Raw genomic sequence first — 26,502 nt, 5'->3', positions numbered from 1 at the left:
CACTACCTGCCGGGTTTCGGGTGACGCCCCATCACTACCTGCCTTTGCTGCTTCAAATCACCGGCAGGACGTGATGGGGCGTCCTCGGGGGAACCGGCAGGACGTGATGGGGCGTCCCGGGGGGAACCGGCAGGACCTGATGACGCGTCAAGGAAGCACCGGCTGCATCTGATGGGGCGTCGCCGGGGGACAGGCAGGACCTGATGAGGCGTCGAGGGGAAGGGAGCGGGCGCCATGACGGGGTGGATTTCGCCGCCGAATTCGGTGATTAACCTCAAAAAGTCGCGGAAACACGGGGAATTTGCGGATCGACACGGCCCAAGCTGGTAAGTTTTCGAACAGTGGCTTGCGCGCATGCCGCGTGCAGGCTTCAGAATCAAGAATCGTCCAGGAGGACATAAATGGCTAAGAACCGTAGTGAACTTGTTGCAGAGGTAGCTGGCAAGGCCGGCACCAGCCAGGCTGCCGTCAACTCCGTCCTCGACGCTCTGTTCGAGGTTTTCGAGACCTCTGTTGCCGCCGGCGAGAAGATCACCATCCCGGGCTGGCTCGCCGTGGAGCGCACCGACCGTGCAGCTCGCACCGGCCGCAACCCGCAGACCGGCGAAACCATCCAGATCGCAGCAGGCCACAGCGTCAAGCTGACCGCCGGCTCAAAGCTGAAGGCTGCTGTCTCCAAGAAGTAGGGCATTCTCCCCGTCCGGCACACTGCCGGCTGGAAAGGAGCGGCAACCCCCTGGGGTTGCCGCTCCTTTGCTTTAAGCCGGATTCGCGGCCCGGGCAGGCGTAGCGGACAATGGAATGGTGTCTTCTGCCGCAAAACCCCGTTCCACCGCGCCCCACTCCGAACCTGGCAAGGGAGCCGCGGTCCGGGATGCCGGAACGCGGGGGATCCCGTTGCCCTGGCAACTGGCGGGACTGGCGGCCCTCATCCTGGGCCTCACGGCAGCACTGCTCTTTTCGGGCGCCGCAGCAGCGCGCAGCGTCGCAGATCCCGGCGCCCTGGTCCGGTGGGGCCTTCCCATCAGCAAGGCGATCCACAACGTATCCCTGGCCACCGTCGTCGGCGGCCTGATCTTCGCCGTCGGAATCCTCCCCAAGAACCTCAACGCCCGCACCCGGGACCGGGAAACGACGCGTGAAACCGGACCCGAGCACCCAGCCTTCACTCGTGTCCTGGCCGTGGCAGCCGCCGCGGGCGCCGTGTGGACGCTGTCCGCCATCGCTGTCCTGGTCCTCACCTACGCCGACGTCGCGGGCCAGGGGCTCTCCGGGGACCCCGCATTCACCCAGGCCCTGGTGTACTTCATGACGGACATTGAAACGGGCCGGGCCTGGCTCGCCGTCACCATCATCGCGGCCGTGGTGACAACCGCGCTCTTTGGCGTCAGGTCCCCGGGAGGCCTGTTCCTCACCCTCATCCTGGCCCTCATCGGCCTGGTCCCCGCAGCCCTGATCGGCCACTCTTCAAGCTCCTCGGACCATGAGGGGGCCATCAACTCGCTGGGCTTGCACCTGGTGGGCGTGAGCGCCTGGGTGGGCGGCATCATTATCCTGGCCATGCTGTCCGGCATCCTCACCGGCCCCAAGGCCGGCACTGCAGCAGATATTACAGAGCCGACACTCCGCCGCTTCTCCACGCTGGCAGGCTTCGCGTTCGTGCTGGTTTTCGCCTCCGGCATCATCAACGCCAGCATCCGGGTGACCAGTTGGTCGGACCTCTTCGGATCCGCTTACGGCCAGCTGATCCTGGCCAAGACGGCGGGCGCCGTGGTGCTGGGCGGCATTGGCTTCATGCACCGGCAGTGGGTCATCCCCCAGCTTGGCCGCAAGGGCTCCACCATGTCGTCCCGGCGGGTGCTGTGGCAGCTGATCCTGGCGGAACTGCTGGTCATGGGGGCCACCTCCGGCATCGCCGTGGCCCTGGGCCGCTCCGCGCCGCCGCAGCCCACCACCCTGGCCCCTGATGCGTCCCCCGCCTTCATCCTCAGCGGCTATGAGCTTCCCCCTGAACTCACACCTGAACGCTGGTTGACCGAGTGGCGGTTGGACTGGCTCTGGGTTGCCGTGGCCCTCTTCGGCTTGGTGGCCTACTTCCTGGGCGTGGCAAAGGTCCGCCGCCGGGGCGACAGCTGGCAATGGTTCCGGTCCGTGAACTGGGTCATCGGCCTGGTGGTACTGACCTACATCACGTCCGGGTCGCCGTCGGTCTACGGCCGCGTCCTCTTCTCCGCGCACATGGTGGACCACATGGCCCTGACCATGGTGGCACCAATCTTCCTGGTGCTGGGTGCGCCAGTGACCCTGGCGCTGCGGGCACTGCCCGCCCGCGGCGATGGCTCTCGGGGCACGCGCGAGTGGCTGCTGGTCTTCGTGCATTCGAAGTTCTCGCAGCTGGTGACGCATCCATTGTTCGCGGCGGCAAACTTTGCCGGTTCCATCATCCTGTTCTACTACTCGGACCTCTTCGGTTACGCGATGCGCGATCACGTGGGCCACGAACTGATGAACCTGCACTTCCTGCTCACGGGCTACATTTTCGTACTGACCATGATCGGCACCGACCCGCTGCCGCGCAGGGCGCCGTACCCCATGCGCCTGCTCCTGCTGCTGGCGACCATGGGCTTCCATGCCTTCTTCGGCGTCTCCATCATGGGTGGCACGGGCCTGCTGGCGGCCGACTACTTCGGCAACCTTGGCCGGGCCTGGGGACCGTCCGCCCTGGGGGACCAGCAGGCCGGCGGCGCCGTGGCGTGGGGCATCGGCGAGGTGCCAACGCTGCTCGTGGCGATCGGCGTTGCCGTCATGTGGTCCAGATCGGACCAGCGGGAGACCAAAAGGGTGGACCGGGCGGCGGACAGGAATAACGACGCCGATCTGACCGCTTACAACGATATGTTTGCCAAATTGGCTGAACGCGACGCCAAGCTGGCTGACCGCAACAAGCTGGAAGGACGCTGATGAGCGAAACCGTACGCACGCACGCCCGGGTCCGGGCCTCCGAACTGGTGGGCCGCAACTGGTTGAACACCGGCGGCAAGAGCCTGGACCTCGAAGCCCTGCGCGGCAAGATCGTGCTGCTGGACTTCTGGACCTTCTGCTGCATCAACTGCCTGCACGTCCTGGATGAGCTGCGCCCGCTGGAAGAGCAGTACTCTGACGTGCTGGTCACCGTGGGCGTCCACTCGCCCAAGTTCGAGCACGAGGCGGATCCGGTGGCCCTGGCCGCCGCCGTGGAGCGGTACGAAATCCACCACCCGGTCCTGGACGATCCCGAACTGGACACATGGAAGGCCTACACCGCCCGCGCCTGGCCCACCCTGGTGGTCATCGACCCCGAGGGCTACATCGTGGCGCACCTGTCCGGCGAGGGCCACGCGGACGGCCTGGCCGTACTGATTCCCGAACTCATCGCCGAACACGAGGCCAAGGGCACCCTGCACCGCGGCTCCGGCCCATATGTGGCGCCCGAAGCCACCTCCGGCACCCTCCGCTTCCCCGGCAAGGCTCTGTTCCTGCCGCCGGGCCGCGGGTCTACGGCCGTGGCAGGAACGCACGACGGCGGCACCCCAGCGGGTGCAGCGGCGTCCGGTGCAGCGGACAAGGGTTCCTGGCTGGTCACCGACACTGGACACCACCGCCTGGTGGAACTGGGAACGGACTTCCAGACTGTCTTGGCCACGTTCGGCTCGGGCACCAAGGGCCATGCCGACGGTCCGGCCGCCGGTGACGACGCCACCGCCCGGTTCAACGAGCCCCAAGGCCTGGTGCTGCTCCCGGAAGACGTGGCAGCCAAGGCCGGGTATGACATCGTAATTGCGGACTCCGTGAACCACCGCCTCCGCGGGCTCTCGCTCACGGACGGCAAAGCATCCACCCTGGCCGGCAACGGCATCCAGCGCCTGCTGGAAACCGGCCCGGCGCGGGTGGATGAGGAGGCTGCCGGGTTCACTGGACGCCTGGGCGGGCACCCGCTGGAGGTCTCCCTCAGCTCCCCGTGGGACGTTGTCTGGTCGCGGAAGCTCAACGCGGTGGTGGTGGCCATGGCCGGCACGCACCAGATCTTCAGCTTCGACCCCGTGACCGGCGCCGTGGCAATCGTGGCCGGCAACGGGCTGGAAGGCCTGCTGGACGGTCCGGCCCATGAGGCCTGGTTCGCCCAGTCTTCCGGCCTGGCCGAGGACGCCGACGGCAACATCTGGGTTGCGGATTCCGAAACGTCCGCGATCCGCAAACTGGTCATTGGCGACGACGGCTTGGTGACGGTTGAATCCGCCGTCGGCAAGGGCCTGTTCGACTTCGGCTTCCGTGATGGTCCCGCCGCCGAGGCCCGGCTGCAGCACCCGCTGGGTGTCACCGTCCTGCCCGACGGATCCGTGGCCATCGCGGATACCTACAACGGAGCCGTGCGTCGGTACGACCCCGCGACCGGTACCGTGTCCACCCTGGCCCGCGGCCTCGCCGAGCCCTCCGACGTGATCGTGGACCACACCCAGTCCGCCGGATCGGAGCCGCTGCTGGTGGTGGTGGAGGCCAACAAGCACCAGCTGGTCTACGTGCCCATCCCCAAGGAGGCGCAGCAGGTGGACGAGGGCGCATCCCAGACCCAACGGCCCAAGAGCCCCGTCGCGGCCGGCCCGCTGGAGCTGACCGTCCGCTTCACCGCCCCCACGGGCCAGAAGCTTGATGAACGGTGGGGCGATCCCACGCAGTTGAAGATTTCGTCCACTCCGCCGGAACTCCTTGCAGCGGGCGGCGGGACATCGGTAGGGCTGCTGCGTACCCTGGAGCTGTCCCCGGATGTTCCCGAGGGCGTGCTGCACATCACCGCCCGCGCCGCTGCCTGCGACGGACCCGAGACCGAGGACGGCGAGATCCCGGACCACGCCGCCTGCCACCTGTACCAGCAGGACTGGGGCATCCCGGTGGTCCTGCAGGCCGACGGCGACACGGAACTGGTCCTGGACCTCCGCGGCATGGACTGACCCGGTCCCCACCTGCTGAAAGGCTGCTTACTGTGACTCCGCGTCACGGGAGGCAGCCTTTCGTGTTCCCAGCATGGCGGCCGTCCCGGAATTCCGGGCTTTTCGGAGACTCTCGGCCCTGAAAGTGTGCTCTGCGTGACGCTGGCCGGATCCTCCCCTGTCCACATAGGTTCTGGCCTTGCTGTCGGCATGGGCGGGGGAGCGCCAGCATGGCTCAATGGAAGTTTTTCGAGCCCTGGAAGTTTGCGGCGGGGCTGCGCGGAGGCGTGCGCTGGCAAAGCTGGGAGTGGATGATGCTGCCCTCCGGCGGGCTGTGCGTGCAGGACTCTTGGAGCCCGGCCGGGGGCTGTATGCGCTTCCGACGGCGCCTCCGGACCTGGTCGCCGCGCTCCGGAACCGGGAGTTGTTGACGTGTTCCAGCGCCGTGGCTGCCTACGGGCTGTGGTCCCTGCCCTCCGATGGGCGGCGGCATGTTTACCACCGCCGGCGGGAATCTGTAGGTGGGGAGGCGGTCCACCACGGCGGACTCGTGCTGCCGCCCTCACGTTTCCAGCCAGTGACGGCGCTGGCAGATGTCTTGATTCATGCACTGCGCTGTCTGCCCTTTCCGGAGTCACTGGGCATGGTGGAGTGTGCCGTATCGCGGGGTGAGATGCCCTCGAATTCCTGCGTCAGCGCTTGCCGGGGAACGGGAACGGGAAGGCCCGGGGAGTCTTGGGGTGGGTGGACAGCGGGGCGGATTCGCTTCTGGAAACGCTCGCCCGGACGTACTTCCGCCAGGCCGGCATCCATGTCCAGGCGCAGGTGTACCTGGAAAGGGTTGGGTACGTTGATCTGCTGCTGGACGGCTGGCTGGTTGTGGAGCTTGATGGACGGCACCACGCTGAGTGGAAACAGGTTCAAAGGGATCATCGCCGAAACAATGAGTCGGTCCTGCAGGGGTTCACGGCGCTTCGTTACTACTATGCGGATGTGGTGTACCGGCCCGAGGAGATGGTTCAGCAGGTGCTTGCTGTCCTGAAGAGGCGAAGGTAGTCCGGGGACGGCGTCACGCCGAGCACGTTTTCACCCGTCCGGGATGAGGCGGCACCCGCGAAATCAAAGGCTGTGGTGTCCGGTTCCGATCAAAGGGTGCCCTGCGTGACGCGGACAGCCTACCGGCTGCGTGCAGGGCGCAGCCCTAGAAGCTCAGCTGCGGGGTGACCTTGACTGTGTCACCGGCGACGTCCAGGCGGGTGGTGAAGCTGAAGTCCACCTCCGCGTCCAAGGGATACCAGGCCCCCGTGAAGGCATTCTGCTGGAGCGCCTCCACCTTGGCCTTGCCATCCAGCGGTGCCACCACCCAGCGGCCGTCGAACGGCTCCACCGAGACGTTCGGGTATTCCGTCACGCTCCACTTGATGGTGCCGTCCTGGACCCGGTTGTTGCTGGCGTAGTAGAAGGGGCAGTCCGGCTGGAGCTTTTGTTCCTTGACGGCCTCCGCCGCGCAGCCGTCGAGGAATTCACGGACCTTGGCCCCAACATCGCTCTTGAGCTTGTCCGTGGCTTGGGTCAACAGGTTGAGCGGAGCCACCGGTGCGTCCTTGGAGGTGACCGTGGCGCGGGTGGCCGGCGCCGAGAAGTACTGCCCGTTGAGGGAGGCCTCGTACTCGCCCGGATAGAACACCGCGAAAGAGTTGCGGCCGCCCGGCATGTTTACCGGAACGCCGTTGACTGTCGCCTCGTTGCCGTTGACTACGGTCATGTCCACCGTGGGCAGCCGTGACGGGACAAAGGCCCAGGTGTTGAAGAAGAGCCATTCGGTGCCGGTCTTCTGCAGCAGGAATTCGCTGTGCAGGCGGCTGCCGTCGATGGTGTATTCCATTGGCACCATCACCTGGTTGCCCGGGCGCTCCTCGGGGTCGCCGATGTCAACGTTGGACAACCGTGACGCCGCCGTCTGCAGCCCGCTGCCATCCAGCATCGCGGCGTTGGCGGGTGGCACAGTGGCATGCAGGATGCCCAGGGCCCGGCCGCCGTCGCCGCTCCGGAGGGCGTCCAGGTATTCCCTGACGGGCTGCTGCGGACTGGCTACGGTGTTGTTCACAATGTTGATGGCCACAATGGCGCCGGCGATGGCAAGCATGAGGCCCAGCAGCCATCCGGCCGCGATCCTCACCAACGCTTGACTCATCTGCACGTTCTACACAGTAACGGCAGTGCGGACGCACTCTAAAGTTGGTGTCCCCCCTAATCCGGCATGCGGGACCCCGATAGTGTCCGACGGCGGCCGGCTGGCAGGTCAGCTGGCACGCCTTCCGGGGCCGGCGAGTCCGGGCTGCCGGCACCGGCGGGCGCGGGAGTCAGCGGCGGCGGCGCCGGGTGGAGGAAGTGCCAAATACGCCGCGGAGCAGTTCGCGTCCCAACTGCGTGCCCATGGACCGTGCCATGCTCTTCAGCCCGCCACCCAGGGCGCCGCCGAGCACTCCTCCCAGATCCCCCATCATGCCGCCGGGCTGGGATTGGGGCTGCGGCTGCGCGGGAGGCTGGGGAGCGCGGGGCGTGGGAACCGGGGTTTGCGCGGGCCGGCTGCTGGGCCGGCCCAGGATCTCCTCTTCGATACGGCGGGCCTCGGCGTCCACGTCGTACGCCGGGGCGGGCTGGCCGCCAGGTGCAGGCTCGCCGGCCGGTGCGCCAGCGGCAGGCTCAGCAGCTGCCGGCCCGGTGGGCGCGGCAGCCTTTCCGGTGAGCTTCTCGTAGGCGGACGGATTGTCCACCGCCGTCCCGTACTTGCCCAGCAGTGCGGAGCCGGCCACCGTGCTCCGCACCAGGGCATCCTCGGCGGGCCCCATCACGGATTCCGGTGCGCGGAGCCGCGTGAGGGCCACCGGGGTGGGCGCGCCTTTCTCGTTCATGACGGTGATGACGGCCTCGCCGATTCCCGCTGAGGTCAGGGTCTCCTCGAGGTCGTAGTCGCTGAGCGGGAACGTGGACACCGTAGCCTTGAGCGCTTTGGCGTCCTCGGGGGTGAACGCGCGCAGGGCATGCTGCACCCGGTTGGCCAGCTGGCCCAGGACGTCGGCGGGCACATCCTTGGGGGTCTGGGTGACGAAGAAGATGCCCACGCCCTTGGACCGGATCAGCCGCACGGTGGTGGTGATGGCATCCAGGAAAGCCTTGGAGGCGCCGTTGAAGAGCAGGTGTGCCTCGTCCAGGAAGAACACCAGCTTGGGCTTGTCCAGGTCTCCGGCTTCGGGCAGGTCCTCGAAAAGGTCTGCCAGCAGCCACATGAGGAAGGTGGAGAACAGCATGGGCTTGGTCTGCAGCGTGGGCAGTTCGAGGCAGGTGACCACGCCGCGTCCGTCCGGAGCGGTACGGAGGAGCTCGGCAGTGTTGAATTCCGGTTCCCCGAAGAACTTCTCCAGCCCCTGTGCCTCGAGGTTGATGATTTCGCGCAGGATCACGCCGGCGGTTGCCTTGGACAGCCCGCCGAGTTCCTCCAGCTTGTCCTTGCCCTCGTCCGAGGTGAGGAACTGGATGACGGCGCGCAGGTCTTTGAGGTCGATGAGTTCCAGGCCGTTCTTGTCCGCGAAGTAGAAGACCAGTTGCAGGCTGGATTCCTGTGTGTCGTTCAGTTCCATGATCCGCGAAAGCAGGATGGGCCCGAAGGACGTGACCGTGGCGCGGACCGGGACGCCGTTGCCGTCCCCGCCCAGGGCGAGGAACTCCACCGGGAACGCCTTCCCCTCCCAGGACTGCCCGACACTTTGGGTGCGGGCCGTGAGTTTGTCGCTGCCGACGGCGGCTGTCGCCAGCCCGGAAAGGTCGCCTTTGATGTCCGCCAGGAAGACGGGGACGCCGGCGGTGGACAGCTGTTCGGCCATCATGTGCAACGTGACGGTCTTGCCCGTCCCGGTGGCGCCGGCCACCAGCCCGTGCCTGTTCATCATGGCCAGCGGCAGCCGCACCGGCGCGTCCTTGTGGAGTTCGCCGTCGATGATGGCGGCCCCCAGCTCGATGGTGGCACCTTCCAGCGTGTAGCCCTGCTGGATGGTGGCAAGCTTCTCCGCTGTGGTTTTCGTGGCCATGGCGCTAGCTTAGCGGCGGGCTGCCCCGGATGGGATGGTGCCCGCCCGGTCAGTTCAGCGGCCTCCGGGCAGGTCCTTGGTGAACGCCAGCGGCCCGATAGCTTCCGGATCCGCGTCCAGGTCGAACTGCGCCTGGTAGCCGGTGCTGAGGTAGAGGTGCTTGGCTTCCGGCTGCCGCGGCCCGGTGGTCAGGTACAGCCTGGTGTAGCCGCGGGCGGCGGCCAGGGATTCGAGTTCGGCCAGCACCAGCCTGCCCAAACCACGACGCCGGTGGGCTGAGTGGGTCCAGATCCGTTTCAGTTCCGCTGTGGCGGGGTCGTACCGGCGGAACGCGCCGCCGGCGATCGACTCGCCGTCTTCCTGGATCACCAGCAGGGCGCCGTGCGGTCCCTCGAATTCGGCCGCCGGGTAGCGGTTCAGTTCCTCCGCTGCGGCGCCGCGGCCAAACAGGTCCCCGTAGCGGGTGTCATATTCGACGGCGAGCTCGTCAAGGAGTGGACGGACGCTGGGGTCGTCCATGGGCAGGCTGAGGACCTGGAGCCGGGCGGGGTCGAGCGGCTGTCCCTGGAGCGTGCTGGGCCGGAGGCCGGATTCTGCGGTCACTGGTCTTTCCTTGTCACTGGTCAGTTGTTTCCGACGCCGGCTGGTTCCGAAGGTGCCGGTTCCGTAGTTGCTGGCTCTGTAGTCGCGGGTTCTGAAGGTACCGGGACGGACGCGCAGGCCACGTCCCGGGCGGCGGCGAGGACGCTGCGGGCCGCGGCATCATTCTCCCGGAAAGGGGCGGCGTTGGTGTAGGGCCGGGCAAAGGCACCCGCGCCCCACCCAGAGGTTCCAGGGCCTACGCCGAAGAGGGTGGGCTGGGCTGCGCCGTGGGAATCCACCAGCTGGTGCGTGGCCGAGACCAGCAGTTTCCCGGTGGAGTGGATGCCGTCCGAGGTCAACAGCTGCTGTTCGCTGCCCAGGCCGCTTCCGTGCAGCGACGCGAGCACCGGGTTCAGCGAGCGGGCCACGGAGGTGGACGGGAGCCTCGCCTCGATGAGGGCCTTGGCCGAAACGGAAACTCCTGACTGCCGGGACGCGGCGCGGAAGGTCCCGCTGGTTTCGTCCGTGGACACCTCCAGGTCGGGGCCAAGGAACTGCAGCAGCCCGGCCCGGTGCAGCGCAAGCATCTGGCGCAGCCGGTGCGGCGGGGGCCCGGAGTCCACGAAGCTGAAGAAGCCATGCCACCAGCCGTGAATGACCTGCTGGGACTTCGCGTTGAGCCGTTCCGCCGGAACCACACGCCCCACCTCCATGTAGATGTGCAGCAGGGCCAGGAACAGTGCCAGCGTTTCCGGATGGTCCGGGCTGTCCCGCAAAGAGAGATCGGTCTCGATGTAACCGGCCACAGCGTCCTGCAGTTCCTGGTGGCCGGCGAACTGGACACCATCGAAGGGCCGGTCCAGCCGTTCCAGGTCCAGGTGCAGGCCCGGGTCCGGCACGGCGGCCGCCACGAGCTCAGTGCGCCCTCCGCTGCACCAGTCCATCTCCGCATAACGGGCGGCAAACTCTTCCCATTCCATGGCCGCGCTCTCCGGGCTCCCCGTCAGCAGCTCCCGGTAGTAGCAGTACCCGGCCTCCTTGGCGATGAGGGGCCAGATGTGCTGCCGGAAGTCCAGTTCGCCGTGGGCGTCCAGGAGGGAATTCACGGCATCCGCGGTGAAGAACCGCAGCGGCCCCGGGGCCAGGCCCCTCAGGGCTGCGGAAATCTTGGAGTGGTACGGCACGCCCCGGCGGGAGCCCGCCCAGAGCCGTGGTTCCCGTCCGGACGGAAGGTAGCGGAGCCCGCCGTCGCCCGTTTCCTGGAACCTGCCGCCGCGGCCTTCCATGAGCAGCGCCAGCAGGTCCACGAACGCAAGTCCCATGCCGGCCACGATCACGTCCTGCCCGGCGGCGATGGGCGAGTAGTCGACGTCGGTGGTGTAGCTGGGTGCCGCGTGGAAGCCGCCGTGCCGGGCGGCGAAGTCCGTGAAGCCGGCGGAGGCAGCGTCGGGACGGGAATGGGTGTGGCCCAGGGCTGTGACGACGATGTCCGCGTGCAGGCTGCGGCCGTTGCCGAGTTCCACGCCGTAGCCGCCACCGGCCCGTGGGGTGATGCCCAGGGCTGTGGTGCGGTGCACGGTGACGCTGCGGCCCAACGACCTGGACGCGCGGCGGAAGAACCACTCCAGGTACTGGCTCTGCAGCTGCCTGGTGGGAAACGTGGTGCCGGTGAGGGCCCGGAGCTGGTCCCACAGCGGCTGGGGGAAGTCCGGGACGTCGATGATGGAGGCATCCAGGACGCCGGCAGCCCATTCGGCCAGGCCCGGACCGGGGGCCGCGGGGCCGGCGCAGTCCACCGATTCATCCGTGAACATGGTGATGTCCGCGGCCATGGAGTTGAGCAGCAGGCCGGGGTCCTGGTCGTACCGCCAGATGCGGCCCGAGCCGGGAACATGGGGCTCCACCACGTGGATCTGCAGCGGGCCCGCGAAGACCTCCGGCCGGTTCGCTGAGATTCGCTCCAGCACACCGGCCGTGCGCGGTCCACCGCCAATGAAGACGATGGCCGGGATGGTGGCTGGCATGGGTGCTCCTGACGGTGGGGCTGGATGGAGTGCCCATGCTAGGCAGCGGTGACGAGGGCGGTCGAGCGCCTGGTCACGGCCGTTAATCCCGCGTCTCGGCGGGTTAAACGACGCAAAAAACCGACTCATTACGCCGCGCGAAGCCACGTGAACTATTGCAACCAGCCGCCTTGCTGCCCCGCTCCGGCCGGTCCTAGATTTGCAGCCAACACCGGCCGCAACGCCCCTTTTCGAGGGGCCCCGGCCCACACGGATAACCCAGCACGAGAAGCGAGGTGGCGCATGAGTTCAGCAACAAGGGTGGCCCAGTCCCAACGGGAGCAGCCGGTACCGGCGGCAGAAGCGCCGCCGACAGGCACCGCCGGGTCCGGCGCGGGAGGCTCCGGGACGCAAGCGCTGCCGGCGGCACCCCAGCCGCGGCAGGCGAGGGACTACTCGTCCTACCGGGTGGTGGCAGCCAAGCATCCGTGGCGCTGGGTGGGTACCGCCGTCGTCGCGCTCGGTGTCCTGGCCGTGGCATGGTCGCTGGCCACCAACCCGCGGTGGGAGTGGGGCGTGGTGGCGCAGTGGTTCACCGCCCAGTCCGTGGTCAACGGGCTGGTGGAAACTCTTAAGCTCACCGCCATTTCCGGCGTCCTGGGGTTCGCACTCGGCTTTATCCTGGCGCTGATGCGGCTGTCCGCATCGCCGCTGCTGGTCTCGGTCTCCTGGACGTTCTCCTGGATCTTCAGGTCCACGCCGCTGCTGGTCCAGATGCTGCTCTGGTACAACCTTGGCTACCTGTACGAGAAGATCAGCCTGGGGATCCCCTTCACTGACGTCCGGTTCTTTGAGGTCCAGACCACCACGCTGATCAGCCAGTTCGCGGCAGCAGTGCTGGGGCTGACCCTGAACCAGGCCGCCTACTCGGCGGAGATCATCCGCGGCGGCATCCTCTCCGTGGACCAGGGCCAGCTGGAGGCCGCAGCCGCGCTGGGCATCCCGGCCTGGCGCCGCTCCACCCGGATCGTGCTGCCGCAGGCCATGCGCGCCATCCTGCCCACCGCCTTCAACGAGATCATCGGCCTGGTCAAGGGCACCTCGATCGTCTACGTCCTGGCCTACTCGGAGCTGTTCTACACGGTCCAGGTCATCTACAACCGCACCCAGCAGGTCCTGCCGCTGCTGCTGGTGGCCACGCTCTGGTACATCGTGATCACCTCCGTGCTGAGCGTCTTCCAGTACTACATCGAACGCCACTACTCCAAGGGCGCGGTGCGGAACCTGCCGCTGACGCCCCTGCAGAAGGCCCGCAAATTCTTCGCCACCCACGCGGCAGTGCCCAACCGGAGGAACCTCTGATGACTGCAACCCTCACCGCCCCCACAGCCACCCGCGGCCTGGTGGAAATTACCGGCGTGCGCAAATCCTTCGGCCCCACGGAAGTCCTCAAAGGCGTCAGCCTCACCGTGGAACCGGGCGGGGTGGCCGTGATCGTGGGCCCCTCCGGCTCGGGCAAGTCCACCCTGCTGCGCACCATCAACCACCTGGAAAAGGTGGACGGCGGCCACATCACCATCGACGGGAAGCTGGTGGGCTACGCGGTCCGGGGCGACCGGCTGCACGAGCTCCGTGAAAAGGAGATCCTGAAGCAGCGCACCGAAATCGGCATGGTGTTCCAGAACTTCAACCTGTTCCCGCACCTCACCGCGTTGGAGAACGTGGCCGAAGCACCCGTCGTAGCGCAGGGGCGTTCCAAGGCCGAAGCCCGCCGCCGCGGCCTGGAACTCCTGGACCGGGTGGGGCTCAAGGACCGTGCCGGCGCCTATCCCCGCCAGCTCTCCGGCGGCCAGCAGCAGCGCGTGGCGATTGCCCGGGCCCTGGCACTGGACCCCAAGATCCTGCTGTTCGACGAGCCCACGTCCGCCCTGGACCCCGAGCTGGTCAACGAGGTGCTGGACGTCATCCGTGAACTGGCCACGTCCGGCACCACACTGATCATCGTCACCCACGAGATGGGCTTCGCCCGCGACGTGGCGGACACCGTGGTGTTCATGGACCAGGGCCAGGTGGTGGAACAGGGCACCCCGCAGGACATTTTCGGCAACCCCCGGGAACCCCGCACCCGCAGCTTCCTCTCCAAAGTGCTCGAACCGGCTTTCAACATCTAAGGAATTCCATGGCTTTCCCCACCAACGGCCGCAGGCGCGCACCCGCGGCGCGTCCCGCCGTCGTCCTCCTTGGCAGCGCACTCCTTGGCGCAGCAGCGCTCGCCGGCTGCGCGGATCCCGGCGCCTCGGCGGCCGGCAACCCAAGCGGCGGCGCGCAGACGACGGCGGCACGCAACGGCGTGGTCTACAACACCTCTCCGGACCAGCAGCGGGTCCGGGCCGAAAAGGACCCGGCGCTCGCCGCGAAGGTTCCGGCGCTGATCAGCAAGGACGGCAAGCTCACCGTGGCCACCTCGGCCGGGTCCATCCCGCTGTCTTTCCACGCCACGGACGACAAGACGCCAATCGGCTCAGAGCTGGACATCGCGCAGCTGGTGGCGGACAAGCTGGGGCTGGAGCTGGATGTCCAGGTGACGTCCTGGGAGAACTGGCCGCTGAAGACCCAGTCCGGCGACTTTGAGGCCGTGTTCTCCAACGTGGGCGTGAACAAGGACCGGGTGAAACTGTTCGATTTCGCCAGCTACCGCGCCGCCTACATGGGCTTTGAAGCCAAGAAGTCTGCCAGCTATGACATCAAGGGCGCGGATGACATTTCCGGCCTGAAGATCTCCGTGGGCTCCGGGACCAACCAGGAGAAGATCCTGCTGGCCTGGAACAAGGAACTGGAGGCCAAGGGCAAGGCACCGGCCACCCTGCAGTACTACTCGTCCGATGCCGACACCATCCTGGCGCTGTCCTCCGGGCGCACGGACCTCAACATCGCCCCGTACCCCTCCACCGTCTACCGGGAGAACACCCGTGACGACCTGAAAGTGGTGGGCAAGGTGAACGCCGGCTGGCCGTCCGAGACGTTGGTGGCCGCCACCACGCTCCGCGGCAACGGGCTGGCACCGGTGATCACCGACGCCCTGAACGAGGTCATCAAGGACGGCTCCTACGGCAAGGTCCTGGAGCGCTGGGGCCTGTCCGAGGAAGCCCTGCCCGAATCCAAGACCATCACCGACGAAAACTACGCGGCAACACCGGCCACGGCCGCTCCCTCACAGGCAGGAAAGGCATCATGAACGCAGAACATCCCAACCAGCCGGGCTTCCTGGCCATCGAGCTCGACGGCGCCGGCTGGGACGGTGCGGACATCGCCCGTGCCGTGCTGGCCGCCGAGTCGGCCGGCTTCCACGCCGCAACCTTCACCGACGCGCCGGCGCCCGGCCGGGTGAATGCCGTCCAGCGGGCGGCCTTTGCCGGACCTCTGACCCGCACCATCGCCTTGGTGCCGGAGGCGGACACCGTCTATACGGAGCCGTTCCACATTTCCACCCAGCTGGCCAGCCTGGACTACGTGTCCGGCGGCCGGGCCGGATGGATCGCCACCGCCGCCGAAGACCCCGAAGCTGCTGCCGCCGTCGGACGTTCTTCCGTCACTGGTTCCGCGCTGGGCCAGGAGGCTGCGGCGTCGATCGAGGTGTCCCGGCGGCTCTGGGATTCGTGGGAGGACGACGCGGTGATCCGCGATGTTGCCACCGGCCGGTATATCGACGTGGACAAGTTGCACTATGCCGATTTCGAGACGCCTGCCGGCTTTCCCGGTCCGGGGTATTCCGTGAAGGGGCCGTCCATCATTCCGCGGCCGCTCCAGGGGCAGTTGCCGGTGCTGGTTCCGGCGTCGCTGCTGGGGGAGGTTCCGGTGGATGCCCTGGATGGTGTGCTGGTGTCCGCACCGACGCCGGAACTGCTGGCAGTCGAGGTCCGCGACGTGCGCGCCCGGCTGGGTGCCGCGGTGGCGGTGATCGCCGAGCTCGACGTCGTCCTGGACTCGCGCGGGCAGGCCGCGGCATCACGGGATACAAACTTCGACGGCGGCCGCGCGGCTTTCGCGGGTTCTGCAGCAAGCCTTACGGACTTCCTCGCCGCCCTCTTAACGGAGGCCGACGGCGTGCGCCTGCACCCGGCGTCGCTCTTTGTTGACCTGGAGGAACTCGGACGACTGGTGCTGCCGGAGCTGCGCCGCCGCGGTGCACTCCGTCCCGTGCTGCGGGACGGCACGTTCCGCGACCTGCTGGGCCTGGAACGTCCGGCCAGCCGCTACGCACCTGCCGCTGCGCCCGCCGGCGCCGGAAAGTAAGGGGAAAACCATGACACAGCACACCCGTGCTAAATCCGACGCCTCTACACCGGAGGAGTTCAGGCCGTCCGGGCAGATCCAGTTCGGCGTCTTCTTCCAGGGCGTCAATTCCGGCACTATTTGGAAGGCCCCGGAATCCGGGTCCCAGACGGACTTCGAATCCTTCCGCCGCATCGCCCAGACCGCCGAGCGCGGGCTCTTCGCCGCGTTCTTCCTGGGGGAGGGGCTCCGCCTGCGGGAACACCTGGGCCGCCCGCACGCCCTGGACGTGGTGGGCCGCCCGGACGCGCAGACCATGCTGGCCGCGCTCGCGTCGGTCACCACAAACATCGGCCTGGTGGCCACCCAGAACACCACCTACAACGATCCCGCGGACCTGGCCCACCGGCTGGCCTCGCTGGACCTGATTTCCGGCGGCCGGGCGGCGTGGAACATCGTCACCACGGACAACGCCTGGACCGGGGCGAACTTCCGCCGCGGCGGCTACCTGGACCACGCGGACCGGTACAAGCACGCCGAGGCGTTCGTGGAAACGGCCAAGCGGATCTGGGATTCGTGGGACACCCCGGACGGTCCGGGCCGCCGCGTGCGCCATGAGGGGCAGCACTACACAGTGGACGTGGCGCCGCGGCTGCCGCGGAGCGCCCAGTACCGGCCGGTGCTGTTCCAGGCCGGCGATTCTCCCGAAGGCCGGAACTTCGCCGCCCGGCAGGCGGACGTGATCTTCTCCGCCCACCCGAAGTTCGACGACGCCGTGGCGTTCCGCAAGGACCTGGTGGAGCGGTCCGTGGCCGCCGGACGCGGGGCGAATGCCGTCCAGATCATGCCGGCCAGCGAGTTCATCCTGGCGCGTACCTCTGCCGAGGCGGCGGAGAAGAAGGAGTGGGTGCGGAGCCTGCAGATCGGCCCGCAGCAGGCGGTTGCCTATCTGGAGCAGTTCTGGGGCCGCCAGCTCTCGGCTTACGATCCGGACGGGCCGCTGCCGGAGATCGATCCGGTGGTGGAGGAAACGTCAGAGACGCGCGGCAGCGGCTTCCACGGCGCCAAGGCCCGGCAGCTGGCGGACCAGTGGCGGGCGGAGGCCAAGGACAAGGGGCTGTCCATCCGGCAGTTTGTCACCTCGAAGACCGCCCGGATCGATTCCACCTTCACCGGCTCCTACACGGCGGTGGCTGACCAGCTGGCCGAGTACGCGCGGGTGGGCGCCGTGGACGGGTTCAACATCTCGCCGTGGCTGATCCCCACCGGGCTGGATGACATCGTGAACCACCTGGTGCCGGAGCTGCAGGAACGCGGCGTGTACCCCACCGAATACCGGGGCGCCACGCTGCGTGATCACCTCGGGCTGGAAACGCCGGTGCGGACAGCCGACGTGGCTGTTGCGGCGGTTCGCACCTGATGCGCTGGACTGGTCTTGCCGGACGGAGCGGTTTTGTTGGGACAGCTGGTTGTGCTGGAACGGACGACGACGCCGGCAAGGCGGGTGCCGCCGTCGCACCTTCCGCGGGGGCTGCTGCTGTTGCGGCTGGCTCGTCCGGGACCGTCAGCCTGCAGCTGACAGTGTGGGAGCAGTGGGTTTAGGGCCTGCTGTGCGTTGCCCGGCCGACAACTGGGCCGCTAGTCAGTTTCCGGGCTTTGGCAGTAGAAGCACGTGCCGGCGTCGCAGTCTTCCGCTGTGTCCTGTTCCGTTTGGCGCTCGCTCATTCCGGTTCCTTTCCGTGGGGCTTGTGAACTAGTACCCCTGGCAAGAGTTTGCCCGGGACCCCTGCTGGGCTCCCGGGCAAACACTGGGGGTGGTGGCCTGCCGGCCGGTTAGTGGGCCAGGACCGGCTCGGCCAGCTGGACCTTTTCCGCCTCGGTGGGCACGAAGCCCGCCTGGAGTTCGGAGCGGAGCTTGGCCATGTCCAGCTCACCCTGCCACTTGGCGATGGCCACGCAGGAGACGATGTTGCAGACCGTGCTGGTCAGGGCGCGGGCCTCGCTCATGAAGCGGTCGATGCCAACGATCAGGGCCACGCCGGCCACGGGAAGGGTGGGCATGACCGTCAGGGTCGCCACCAGGGCCACGAAACCACTGCCGGTGACGCCCGCCGCGCCCTTGGAGGTCAGCAGCATCATGCCGAGCATCAGCAGGATCTGGCCCCAGTCGAGGTGGATGTCGCAGGCCTGGGCAATGAACATGGAAGCCAGGGTCAGGTAGATGGCCGTGCCGGTGAGGTTGAAGGAGTAGCCGGTAGGGACCACCAGGCCCACTACGCTGCGGTCGCAACCGATCCGTTCGAGCTTGGACAGCAGCCGCGGCAGGACGGGTTCGCTGGAGGACGTGGCAAGGACGATCAGGAATTCGTCCTTGAAGTAGCGCAGGATCTGCCACAGGCTGAAACCGGTCATCTTGGCCAGGATGCCCAGGCCAACCACCACGAAGACGATGCAGGCGGCGTAGAAGGCAAGGATCAGCATGCCGAGGTTTCCGATGGAATGGGCGCCGTACTTGCCAACGGTGAAGGCCATGGCACCGAAGGCTCCCAGCGGGGCCACCTTCATGATGTAGCCGAACATGATGAAGAGCAGCTTGTTGAAGCTGTTGACCACGTCCAGTGCCAGCTTGCCCGGTGCGCCGAGCCGGCTGAACGCGAAACCGCACAGCAGGGCAATGACCAGCACGGGCAGGACTTCACCGTCGGCGAAGGCGCCGACGAACGTGGTGGGGATGATGCTCAGGATGAAGTCCACGGGGTTGCTGCTGGGCAGCTGCGTGGTGTACTTCTGCGCCACCGAGGAGTCCAGGTGCGTGGGATCGATGTGCATGCCGGCGCCGGGCTGGAACAGCATCACGGCTGCCAGGCCCAGGGCCAGGGCGAGAGCCGTCAGGGCGTAAAAGAGGCCCAAGGAACGGATGAGGGTGGGGCCCACCTTTTTGGTGTCCCGCAGCGAGGTGATGCCTCCCACGATGGTGCAGAACACGATGGGGGCGATCATGAACTTCACGAGTTTCACGAAGCCGTCGCCGATGGGCTTGAACGATGCGCCGAGGTCCGGCCACAGTGCGCCGACAACGACGCCGAGGGCGACTCCGATGAGCACCTGGACATACAGGTGTCCGAGGATGGATTTGATCTTCATTGAACAACTTCCTGGTTGGTGCGGCCCCTTAATAAGGGGGCAGGGAGGTAGGGATTCAGGCGGACAGTTCGGCGGCCGGGGCCACGTCGATGTCTGCGGTGGCGATGTGGCGGGCCGCCCGGTGGAGGGCCACTTCGCTGACGGCGCCGGTGTCATCGGTGATGATGTCGGCCGTGATGACGCCGGCGGGCGTCCCGATCCGCAGTACGCGGGGACTTCCGGCGGTGGGGGGCTGGCCTGCCGCGTTGGCCACGGCTGACGATGGCAGCGAGGCCGCAAGGGCCACGGCCACGGCTGATGTGAGGCCGATGGCCGGGTGGGGTGCGAGCATGGACAGCATCCGCACCCGCACGTCGTGGCTGCCGGCGGTGATGGTTGTGCCGTCCGCGGCGATGTAGTCGCCGGCGGGCGCCACCACGCCGACTTTCGGTACAGCGTTCTGCGGCGGGTCCTCAGGCTTCCGCAGCCCCATGATGAGGCCGGCTGACGCCCGGGCCGCGATGAGGTCCGGCAGCCGGGCGGCGAGGTTGTCCGTCATGGAGGACAGATCGACGCCGGCCTGGTCGGCTGCGAGGAGCACGGCAGGGGCGCCCGCGTCCACCATAGTTGCGGCCAGGGTCCGGCCGTTGACCTGAAGCTGGTCCACCGGGTTGCCGGTGGGCAGGAGTGCGCCGGTGTTCTGGCCCCAGGGGCCGTGGAACGAGAGGCTGACGGGAACACCGGCGGCGCTGCTGCCCGGAACTCGGGCCAGGCCGGACTTGGGAATGTGGCCGCCGGGAGTGGGAACCGCTCCGCTGAGCACCGCGCCGGAGGTGACGTGGCGCATGCGGACCTTGGTCATGCCGTCCCGGGCGGGAACGATTCCCGTCTGGACTGCGAACAGGGCAATGGCGGTGGCGCAGTTGCCGCAGTTGGAACCGAGTTCAACGGTGGGGTCACCGATTCCCACCTGGGCGAAAAGGTAGTCGAGGTCTGCCTCGGCACCGGGGGTTGCCCAGATGACTGCAGCCTTGGACGTGGTGGACGTTCCGCCGCCGACGCCGTCCAACTGCCGCGCGTCCGCTGCGCCGAAAGCGGCTGACAGCAGTGCCGGGATGTCCTCGCGGGTGGGGGCGTGGAGGGCCACATCCCTGGCATCGAAGAGCCAGCACTTGCTGGTGCCGCCCCGGTACCAATGTCCTCTGAGTCCCACTGTATTTCTCCCTCGTAACTTGCAGGTGCTCTACTTCACAGCGCCTTGTACTTCTACGATCAGGGATGCGAGCCTTCAGCACAATCGCAAATAAGTGGACGACTATCTACTTTTGCTAAACTCAGTTCATGGCAATCCTCGATCTCCACCGGCTCCATGTGCTCCGCGAAGTGGGGCGTTCCGGTTCGCTGACCTCCGCCGCCGCGGCCCTGTCCTTCACCACCTCGGCTGTGTCGCAGCAGATCGCAAAACTTGAGCAGGAGATGGGCGTGGTGCTCATCGAGCGGCATCCCCGGGGCGTGGTACTTACGGAGGCGGGGCACGCCCTGCTGCACTACGCCGACGACATCGACAGGACCGTTGAAGCTGCCCGTGCCGAAATGGGGGAGTTCGCGGGCCTTCGCCGGGGGCAGCTGCGGCTGGGGACCTTTCCGACTGTTGGCGCCTCTTTGATGCCGGACGTTGTGCTGGCGTTCCGTGCGCGCCACCCGGACGTGGCAGTGACGGTGGTCAGCGCCCGCCGGGACGGCCTGCTGGAGCGGCTGCGGCGGCGGGAAATCGAGCTGACGCTGCTGTGGGACTATCCCTGGCAGCAAATCGAGGATCCCGATCTGACGTTGGTCCGGCTGATGAGCGATCCAACCGTGTTGCTGGTGCCGCGGGACCATCCAGCGGCGGGGCTGGGCTCGGTCCGCATCGGTTCCTTGAGTGACCAGGAGTGGGTGGTGCGCGACGAGCACCCGGTAGCCGACGTCCTCAGCCGGGTATGCCGTGACGCGGGGTTCGAGCCGCGGATCGCCTTTGCCGCCAACGACTACCAGGAGACGCAGGGCATGGTGGCGGCGGGTATCGGCATTGCGTTGGCGCCGAAGCTTGCGCTGACCGCCCTGCGGCCCGACGTCGTAGCTGTTCCACTGGCCGGCTCTCCGAAGCGGCGGATCCTCCTTGCCCACCTGGCAAACCGGCGGCTCAGCCCGGCCGCGCAGCAGGCAACCAAGGTGTTCCGTTCCATCGCCAAAGGTCAGGCTTCCTGAGGAAGGAGGGGTCGCGTTCCCGCCGGGAGTGCGCCACGTCCCACTCCCGGGAAGGCGTCCCCGCATCTCTGCGTACGACTGTATACAATGGTATGCGGAAATAACTGGGAAAGAGGAACAGTGGCCACTCCCATTCATCAACGGCTCCGGGACGACGTTCTGGCGAGCGTCTTTGCCCCGGACGAGCCGCTGACGGAGGCGAAGCTCACCAAGCGGTACGGTGCTTCAAGAACGCCCGTGCGGGAAGCCCTCCAGCGGCTGGAACAGGACGGCCTGCTCGAACGGCGCGGCAAGGCGGTGGTGGTCCGCACGCATTCGGCCGAAGAGATCATCGACATTTACGAGTCGCGAATCATCCTCGAGCAGGCCGCCGCTTCCAAGGCGGCCATCAAGGCAACGCCGCTGGATAAGCGCTCGCTGAACGCGCTGCTGCTGAAGATGCGCGATCTGGACGTCAACGATGGGCGGGCGCTCGCGGACACGAACCGCACCTTCCACACACAGCTCTGGCACGCCACCCACAGCCCGTCGCTGATCAGCCTGCTGGAGCGGTTGGACCAGCAGGTGCGGCGGTATTCCTTCACAACCCTGACCTACCCCGGCCGGTGGCCGGCGGTGCTGGCGGCCTACGCCGAACTGCTGGCAGCCATCGATGAGGGCGACCCCGAACGTGCAGGCAATGTGGCAGCCCGGCACATGACGGAGGCCCTGGCCATCAGGTTGAAGATGTACGCCGAGGACCCCCGGACGCTCTAGGCACACCCTGCCCGGCAGCGTCCCTTCAAGCCCGCCGGCAGATGTTCCTGCATACTCCATCGCAACAGGAAACCCGAAAGTCGGGCGCAGGGAATCAGCCGGTGCAAAGAGGCGGGGCAGGCTCCAATGGGCCTGCCCCGCCTCGCATTTCCGGCGCCTGGGGCGCTGGCCCGGCCTCGCTGGAACGGACGACGACGGCGGCGGGGCGGGTGCCGGCGTCGTAACTTTCTGCGGGGCAGGTTTTCCGCGGGGAAGGGGCCGTCCGGACGCACAGCAACGGCACAGCCTCAACCGCCTCACCGCACAGCCCCGTCCGGTTTCCTTGGACCATGCCACCGCCCTTCCAACACTGACCCGGGCCATCGCTGAGTGCGGCGTGGAAATCCCGGAGGAAACCGCAGGACCCTACCCCGGCGATGGCTCCAACGGCCCGAACGTCCTGGAAGCGACCGGGGTAGTGCGGCGGGACATTACCTCGAGCTTCGGCACTGCCTCAGCGAAGGCCGAGGGAGTTCCGCTGACGTTCACCCTGACCCTCCTGGACAACGCCAACGGTTGCACCCCGATGGCCGGCGCCGCGGTGTACGCCTGGCACTGCGACCGGGACGGGAAATACTCGATGTACGACTCGAGCCTGAAGAACGAGAACTACCTGCGCGGCGTGCAGGAAGCCGACGCCAACGGGCAGGTCACGTTCACGTCGATCTTCCCGGCCGCCTACTCCGGGCGCTGGCCGCCCATTCACTTCGAGGTGTTCGAGTCCACGAACAATGCTACGGCCGCCGGGCAGGTACTGGCTGTCTCCCAGGTCGCGTTGCCCAAGGCGGCCTGCGACGACGTTTACGCCCACCCCCGGCTACGAGCGCAGCATCACCAACATGGCCCGCACCACTCTGCAGTCGGACAACGTGTTCGGCGACGACGGCGGCATCTACCAGCTGGCAACGATGAACGGTTCGGCTGCGGCCGGCTACACCGCGGGGCTCAACGTGACCATCTAGCGCGGCGGACCTGTCCGTTCCCTGCGCGGCCCCGGTTCCGTCATGTTGGACTGGTATTAAGGGACAATCAAGGGGTCAAACACCGGAGGAGTGGGCGGATCGATGGGGCACGGTTGGGGTGGCACCCGCGGGAACGCAACCCGGGCCGGCCTGCATGTCCTCCTGGCGGCGATTTGCGCGGCGGCGCTCGTCAGCGGTGGTGAGAGCATGGCCGGCGCGCCGTACCCGGCGTTGAACTCCCACGAACGGGTTTCCAGCCAACCGGAGACCGTGGCGTTGCCCCAGCCGCTCTCGGATGCGCTGAACGGACCGGTGGAGGTGCCGGGCGGGTACGGGATGGCCTTGACGGCCCACGTGGGGGAGCGCCGTGTGCATGCGTCCTGGACCTACGTTGACGGGGTGCCCGGGTTGAACACGCATGTCGACTCGTGGCTGCTGGGACTCCTCGATGCGGCTGCGCCGGTGGGTGGCCGATACCGGCCCGCGATGGCCCTGAACGCACAGCATCCCGAGGGCCAGGAGATGACGGTGTCCGCGGCGCCCGTTCAGGCTGCGGGAACAGTGATTGTTGTCCGCCAAAAAGTGAAGACTTCCGGGACGGGCGGGACCGTCTCAGAGCGATCGGAAACCGTGTACGTTGACACGGTTTCCGGGGCTGTCCGTGGCGGCGCGGAGCTGGTGCGGCCGGAGGCGGTTCCGGGCATCCAATCGCGCATGGTGGGCATCCCCGCGCAGATCGCCGCGCTGGTCCGGCAGGACGTCCCGGTAGGCGACCTGGTCCTGAAACCGTCCGGGGAGCTGGCGGTGTCCGCAGAGGTTCCCGGGAACCCCGGGGGCAACGTGACCTTGACCATGAACGCCGCCGAGGCCGGGGCTGTGCTTAGTGACTACGGCCGGCAGGTCCTGGAGCAGCTGAACGCCGCCGCCGTCCCGCGTCCCGCGATGGCGCCGGCACTCCGGCACGTGAACTGCGACATCGTCCCGTGCGCCGCTTTGACGTACGACGACGGCCCGGACGCCCACACGACACCGCAGCTGATGGAAATCCTGAACGAGGCGAACGCCCAAGCCACCTTCTTCATGACGGGGTCCAACGCCACCGCCAACCCGTCCACCGCAAAGGAGGTGGCCGACGCGGGATACGCGATCGGCAACCACACCTACAGCCACGGTAATCTGACCAAGCTGTCCCCGCCCGCGGTCAAAAAGGAAATTGAGCGTACGGATGCCGCCATTCTGGCCGCCACCGGCACCGCCCCCACCATGATGCGCCCGCCCTACGGAGCAGCTGATGCCGCCGTGCAGGGCGCGGTGGGCAAACCCCTCATGCTCTGGGCAGTGGACTCGCTTGACTGGCAGAGCAAGAACCCGGCGGTGTTCGTGCCCAAAGTACTCAAGGAAATCACGCCCGGCGCCATGGTGCTCATGCACGACGTCCAGCCCACCACTATCTCCGGACAGAAGGAGCTGATTGCCTCCCTGCAAGGTCAGGGCTACCGGCTGGTGTCCGTCCCCCAGCTTTTCGAAGGAACGCCGCTGGTCCCTGGCCACGTCTACAGGTCCCGGCCCGCACGCCCCTAGGCAGCGAACCCGGGTTTACGGATCTCCTTTGGCGTCCGCACCGCGGGCCGGTGGATTGTGGGCAAGTTCCCAGAAAATTCCCGTCAGGTGCGTAGGGAGGGTGTGGGAGGGTAACCCCATTGGCCGGACCCCTGCAGGATGGTGTTGATGCGGTGGCGGCCGGTTCGCAGGAGCAGCGTCAGGAGGACGCCATGTTCAGCACCGGGAGGCGCTTCACGCGGGGTACAGTCCTGCGCCGCCTTGGGCTGGCTCGCTCCCGGTCCCAAAGCCTCTTGGCGGGCTGGATCGCCCTGGCCCTCGGGGCGCTCCTGGCATTCGCCGGAAGCGGCGCCGCCGGGGGACCGGTCAGCGCCGACGCCGGGATTTCCAAGATCAAGCACGTGGTGATCATTACCCAGGAGAACCGCTCCTTTGACACGTACTTCGGGACGTACCCGGGTGCCGACGGGATACCGATGGTCAACAACGAACCGGCCGTGTGCCTGCCGGACCCGGCCAACGGCGGGTGCGTCAAACCCTTCTACAATGCTGCCGATGCCAACGTGGGTGCCCCGCACAGCCATAACGACGAAGTGGCGGACGTGGACAACGGGGCCATGGACGGCTTCGTGACCCAGGCGGAAAAGGGCGTGGCCGGGTGCACCGCCACCCAGGCGAACTGCAGCTACCGGCCCACCGCCACGGATGTGATGGGGTACCACGATGGCCGGGACCTCCCCACGTACTGGGACTACGCCCGCAACTTCACGCTCCAGGACCACATGTTCGCCTCCGCCTCCGCCTGGAGCCTTCCGGCCCACCTGTACCTGGTCTCTGAATGGTCAGCCAAATGCACCACCGCCGGGGACCCGGCGTCGTGCACCAATGCGCTCCAGAACCCGGACTCCGGACCCGACCCCGAGATCATCGGCAACACACTGATCGGGAAATGCCAGACCGCGGCCGACCTGGCACCCTGCAAGGAAGCGCTGACCGCGGCGGCCATCAGTCCGGATCTGGCCGCAGGAGTGGACCGGCTGGTCAACGCCAGCTGCAAGCCCAATGACACCTACCCGGCCTGCCAGGCCGCCGTCGACGCCGCGAACGTTCCGGCAGCGTTGAAGCAGGAACTCTCCGACGCCGCCAAACACCTTCACTTGCCCGACTACGCCTGGACAGACCTGACGTACCTGCTCCACCAACAGCACGTCTCCTGGAACTACTACGTCTTCAAGGGCACCGAACCGGACTGCCGGGATGACGCAGCCACCTGCGCCCCGATCAAGCAGGATGCCACGACGCCGGGCCTGTGGAACCCGCTGCTGTACTTCGACACCGTCAAACAGGACGGGGAACTGGGGAACATCCAGCCCCTGACCAACTTCTACGACGCCGCCCGAAGGGGCGCGCTGCCCGCCGTGACGTGGATCGCCCCCACCGATAAGGTGAGCGAACACGCGCCGGCGAAAATCAGCACGGGGCAGCAGTACGTGGCCGGCCTCATCAACGCCATCATGAGCGGACCCGACTGGAACAGCACCGCCATCTTCCTGAACTGGGACGACTGGGGCGGGTTCTACGACCATGTGCAACCGCCCACCGCGGACAGCAACGGATACGGGTTCCGGGTCCCCAGCCTGATCATCAGCCCCTTCGCGAAGCAGGGGTACATCGACCACCAGACGCTGAGCCAGGACGCGTATATCAAGTTCATCGAAGACGACTTCCTGCACGGGCAGCGCATCGATCCGGCCACCGACGGCCGGCCCGACCCCCGCCCGGACGTCAGGGAAAACAGCCCGATCCTGGGCGACCTCACGCAGGCCTTCGACTTCAACCAGCAGCCGCTGCCGCCGCACCTGATCGCCAACGCCGCCACCTACTGATGCCGCTGGTCATTCAAGCA

At 67.3% G+C, this 26,502-nt stretch carries 20 protein-coding genes and 1 pseudogene; 14 read left to right on the top strand and 7 right to left on the bottom strand.

Annotated features, from left to right (window positions below):
• Window positions 1-401: 401 nt before the first annotated feature.
• From QRN53_RS10255 to QRN53_RS10245, 3 genes are all read left to right on the top strand, one after another.
• Entirely contained in the window at window positions 402-686 is a 285-nt protein-coding gene (locus QRN53_RS10255; protein ID WP_011693739.1) for an HU family DNA-binding protein, read from the top strand.
• Between the two features lie 115 nt (window positions 687-801).
• Window positions 802-2,961: a bifunctional copper resistance protein CopD/cytochrome c oxidase assembly protein gene (locus QRN53_RS10250; protein ID WP_285243903.1), complete on the top strand. Its 2,160-nt coding sequence runs from the start codon at window positions 802-804 to the stop codon at window positions 2,959-2,961.
• Window positions 2,961-4,985, top strand: a complete 2,025-nt coding sequence (locus QRN53_RS10245) for an NHL domain-containing thioredoxin family protein (protein ID WP_285243902.1) — start codon at window positions 2,961-2,963, stop codon at window positions 4,983-4,985. Before QRN53_RS10250 ends, QRN53_RS10245 begins: the two co-directional genes overlap by 1 nt.
• A 582-nt stretch (window positions 4,986-5,567) precedes the next feature.
• On the opposite strand, the gene QRN53_RS10240 is transcribed toward QRN53_RS10245, so the two are convergent.
• On the bottom strand, window positions 5,568-5,897 hold the full coding sequence (locus tag QRN53_RS10240; RefSeq protein ID WP_285243915.1) for a hypothetical protein: 330 nt from the start codon (window positions 5,895-5,897) through the stop codon (window positions 5,568-5,570).
• On the opposite strand from QRN53_RS10240, the gene QRN53_RS10235 reads away from it, so the two are divergent.
• A complete protein-coding gene (locus QRN53_RS10235; RefSeq protein WP_350224164.1) occupies window positions 5,790-6,020 on the top strand; it encodes an endonuclease domain-containing protein in 231 nt (76 codons plus the stop codon). The genes QRN53_RS10240 and QRN53_RS10235 overlap by 108 nt on opposite strands.
• Window positions 6,021-6,165: 145 nt before the next feature.
• Here QRN53_RS10235 and QRN53_RS10230 read toward each other — a convergent pair whose 3' ends face one another.
• The 4 genes from QRN53_RS10230 to QRN53_RS10215 form a co-directional block, all read right to left on the bottom strand.
• Entirely contained in the window at window positions 6,166-7,158 is a 993-nt protein-coding gene (locus QRN53_RS10230; protein WP_285243901.1) for a hypothetical protein, read from the bottom strand.
• A gap of 169 nt (window positions 7,159-7,327) precedes the next feature.
• A complete protein-coding gene (locus QRN53_RS10225; RefSeq protein WP_285243900.1) occupies window positions 7,328-9,052 on the bottom strand; it encodes a helicase HerA-like domain-containing protein in 1,725 nt (574 codons plus the stop codon).
• A gap of 54 nt (window positions 9,053-9,106) precedes the next feature.
• On the bottom strand, window positions 9,107-9,571 hold the full coding sequence (locus QRN53_RS10220) for a GNAT family N-acetyltransferase (RefSeq protein ID WP_502934839.1): 465 nt from the start codon (window positions 9,569-9,571) through the stop codon (window positions 9,107-9,109).
• A 104-nt stretch (window positions 9,572-9,675) separates the two neighbouring features.
• On the bottom strand, window positions 9,676-11,658 hold the full coding sequence (locus tag QRN53_RS10215) for an FAD/NAD(P)-binding protein (protein WP_285243898.1): 1,983 nt from the start codon (window positions 11,656-11,658) through the stop codon (window positions 9,676-9,678).
• Window positions 11,659-11,940: 282 nt separating this feature from the next.
• Here QRN53_RS10215 and QRN53_RS10210 point away from each other — a divergent pair, with 282 nt between their 5' ends.
• From QRN53_RS10210 to QRN53_RS10190, 5 genes are read left to right on the top strand one after another with little or no spacing between them, the layout of a single operon-like run.
• Entirely contained in the window at window positions 11,941-12,999 is a 1,059-nt protein-coding gene (locus tag QRN53_RS10210; RefSeq protein ID WP_285243897.1) for an amino acid ABC transporter permease, read from the top strand.
• Window positions 12,999-13,808, top strand: coding sequence for an amino acid ABC transporter ATP-binding protein (locus QRN53_RS10205; protein ID WP_285243896.1), 810 nt, complete (start codon window positions 12,999-13,001; stop codon window positions 13,806-13,808). Before QRN53_RS10210 ends, QRN53_RS10205 begins: the two co-directional genes overlap by 1 nt.
• A gap of 8 nt (window positions 13,809-13,816) precedes the next feature.
• The gene (locus tag QRN53_RS10200) at window positions 13,817-14,872 is read left to right on the top strand and encodes an ABC transporter substrate-binding protein (RefSeq protein ID WP_285243895.1); all 1,056 of its coding nucleotides are present in this window, start codon (window positions 13,817-13,819) and stop codon (window positions 14,870-14,872) included.
• Window positions 14,869-15,930 (top strand): LLM class flavin-dependent oxidoreductase, encoded by a 1,062-nt coding sequence (locus QRN53_RS10195; protein ID WP_285243894.1) that lies wholly within the window; start codon window positions 14,869-14,871, stop codon window positions 15,928-15,930. The genes QRN53_RS10200 and QRN53_RS10195 overlap by 4 nt, the downstream gene beginning before the upstream one ends.
• A 10-nt stretch (window positions 15,931-15,940) precedes the next feature.
• Complete coding sequence (locus QRN53_RS10190; protein WP_285243893.1) at window positions 15,941-17,329, top strand: NtaA/DmoA family FMN-dependent monooxygenase; 1,389 nt, start codon at window positions 15,941-15,943, stop codon at window positions 17,327-17,329.
• Window positions 17,330-17,742: 413 nt separating this feature from the next.
• On the opposite strand, the gene dctA is transcribed toward QRN53_RS10190, so the two are convergent.
• Together dctA and QRN53_RS10180 are read right to left on the bottom strand one after the other, a co-directional pair.
• Window positions 17,743-19,053 carry a C4-dicarboxylate transporter DctA gene (dctA, locus tag QRN53_RS10185; RefSeq protein WP_285243892.1) on the bottom strand — a complete coding sequence of 437 codons (1,311 nt, stop codon included), beginning with the start codon at window positions 19,051-19,053 and terminating at the stop codon, window positions 17,743-17,745.
• Between the two features lie 55 nt (window positions 19,054-19,108).
• The gene (locus QRN53_RS10180) at window positions 19,109-20,245 is read right to left on the bottom strand and encodes a PrpF domain-containing protein (protein ID WP_285243891.1); all 1,137 of its coding nucleotides are present in this window, start codon (window positions 20,243-20,245) and stop codon (window positions 19,109-19,111) included.
• 128 nt (window positions 20,246-20,373) lie between these two features.
• Between QRN53_RS10180 and QRN53_RS10175 the strand changes: the two genes are divergently transcribed.
• From QRN53_RS10175 to QRN53_RS10155, 5 genes and pseudogenes are all read left to right on the top strand, one after another.
• Entirely contained in the window at window positions 20,374-21,279 is a 906-nt protein-coding gene (locus tag QRN53_RS10175; protein ID WP_285243890.1) for a LysR family transcriptional regulator, read from the top strand.
• A 120-nt stretch (window positions 21,280-21,399) separates the two neighbouring features.
• Entirely contained in the window at window positions 21,400-22,035 is a 636-nt protein-coding gene (locus tag QRN53_RS10170; protein WP_285243889.1) for a GntR family transcriptional regulator, read from the top strand.
• 334 nt (window positions 22,036-22,369) lie between these two features.
• A pseudogene (locus QRN53_RS10165) lies at window positions 22,370-23,036 on the top strand (intradiol ring-cleavage dioxygenase); the annotation flags it as partial.
• A gap of 102 nt (window positions 23,037-23,138) precedes the next feature.
• Window positions 23,139-24,617: a polysaccharide deacetylase family protein gene (locus QRN53_RS10160; protein ID WP_285243888.1), complete on the top strand. Its 1,479-nt coding sequence runs from the start codon at window positions 23,139-23,141 to the stop codon at window positions 24,615-24,617.
• Window positions 24,618-24,736: 119 nt separating this feature from the next.
• The gene (locus QRN53_RS10155; RefSeq protein ID WP_285243887.1) at window positions 24,737-26,482 is read left to right on the top strand and encodes an alkaline phosphatase family protein; all 1,746 of its coding nucleotides are present in this window, start codon (window positions 24,737-24,739) and stop codon (window positions 26,480-26,482) included.
• Window positions 26,483-26,502 lie beyond the last annotated feature (20 nt).

The sequence above is a fragment of the Pseudarthrobacter sp. fls2-241-R2A-127 genome (genome assembly GCF_030209355.1).
Taxonomy (GTDB): domain Bacteria; phylum Actinomycetota; class Actinomycetes; order Actinomycetales; family Micrococcaceae; genus Arthrobacter.
This window is presented reverse-complemented; position numbering and strand designations above follow the sequence as displayed.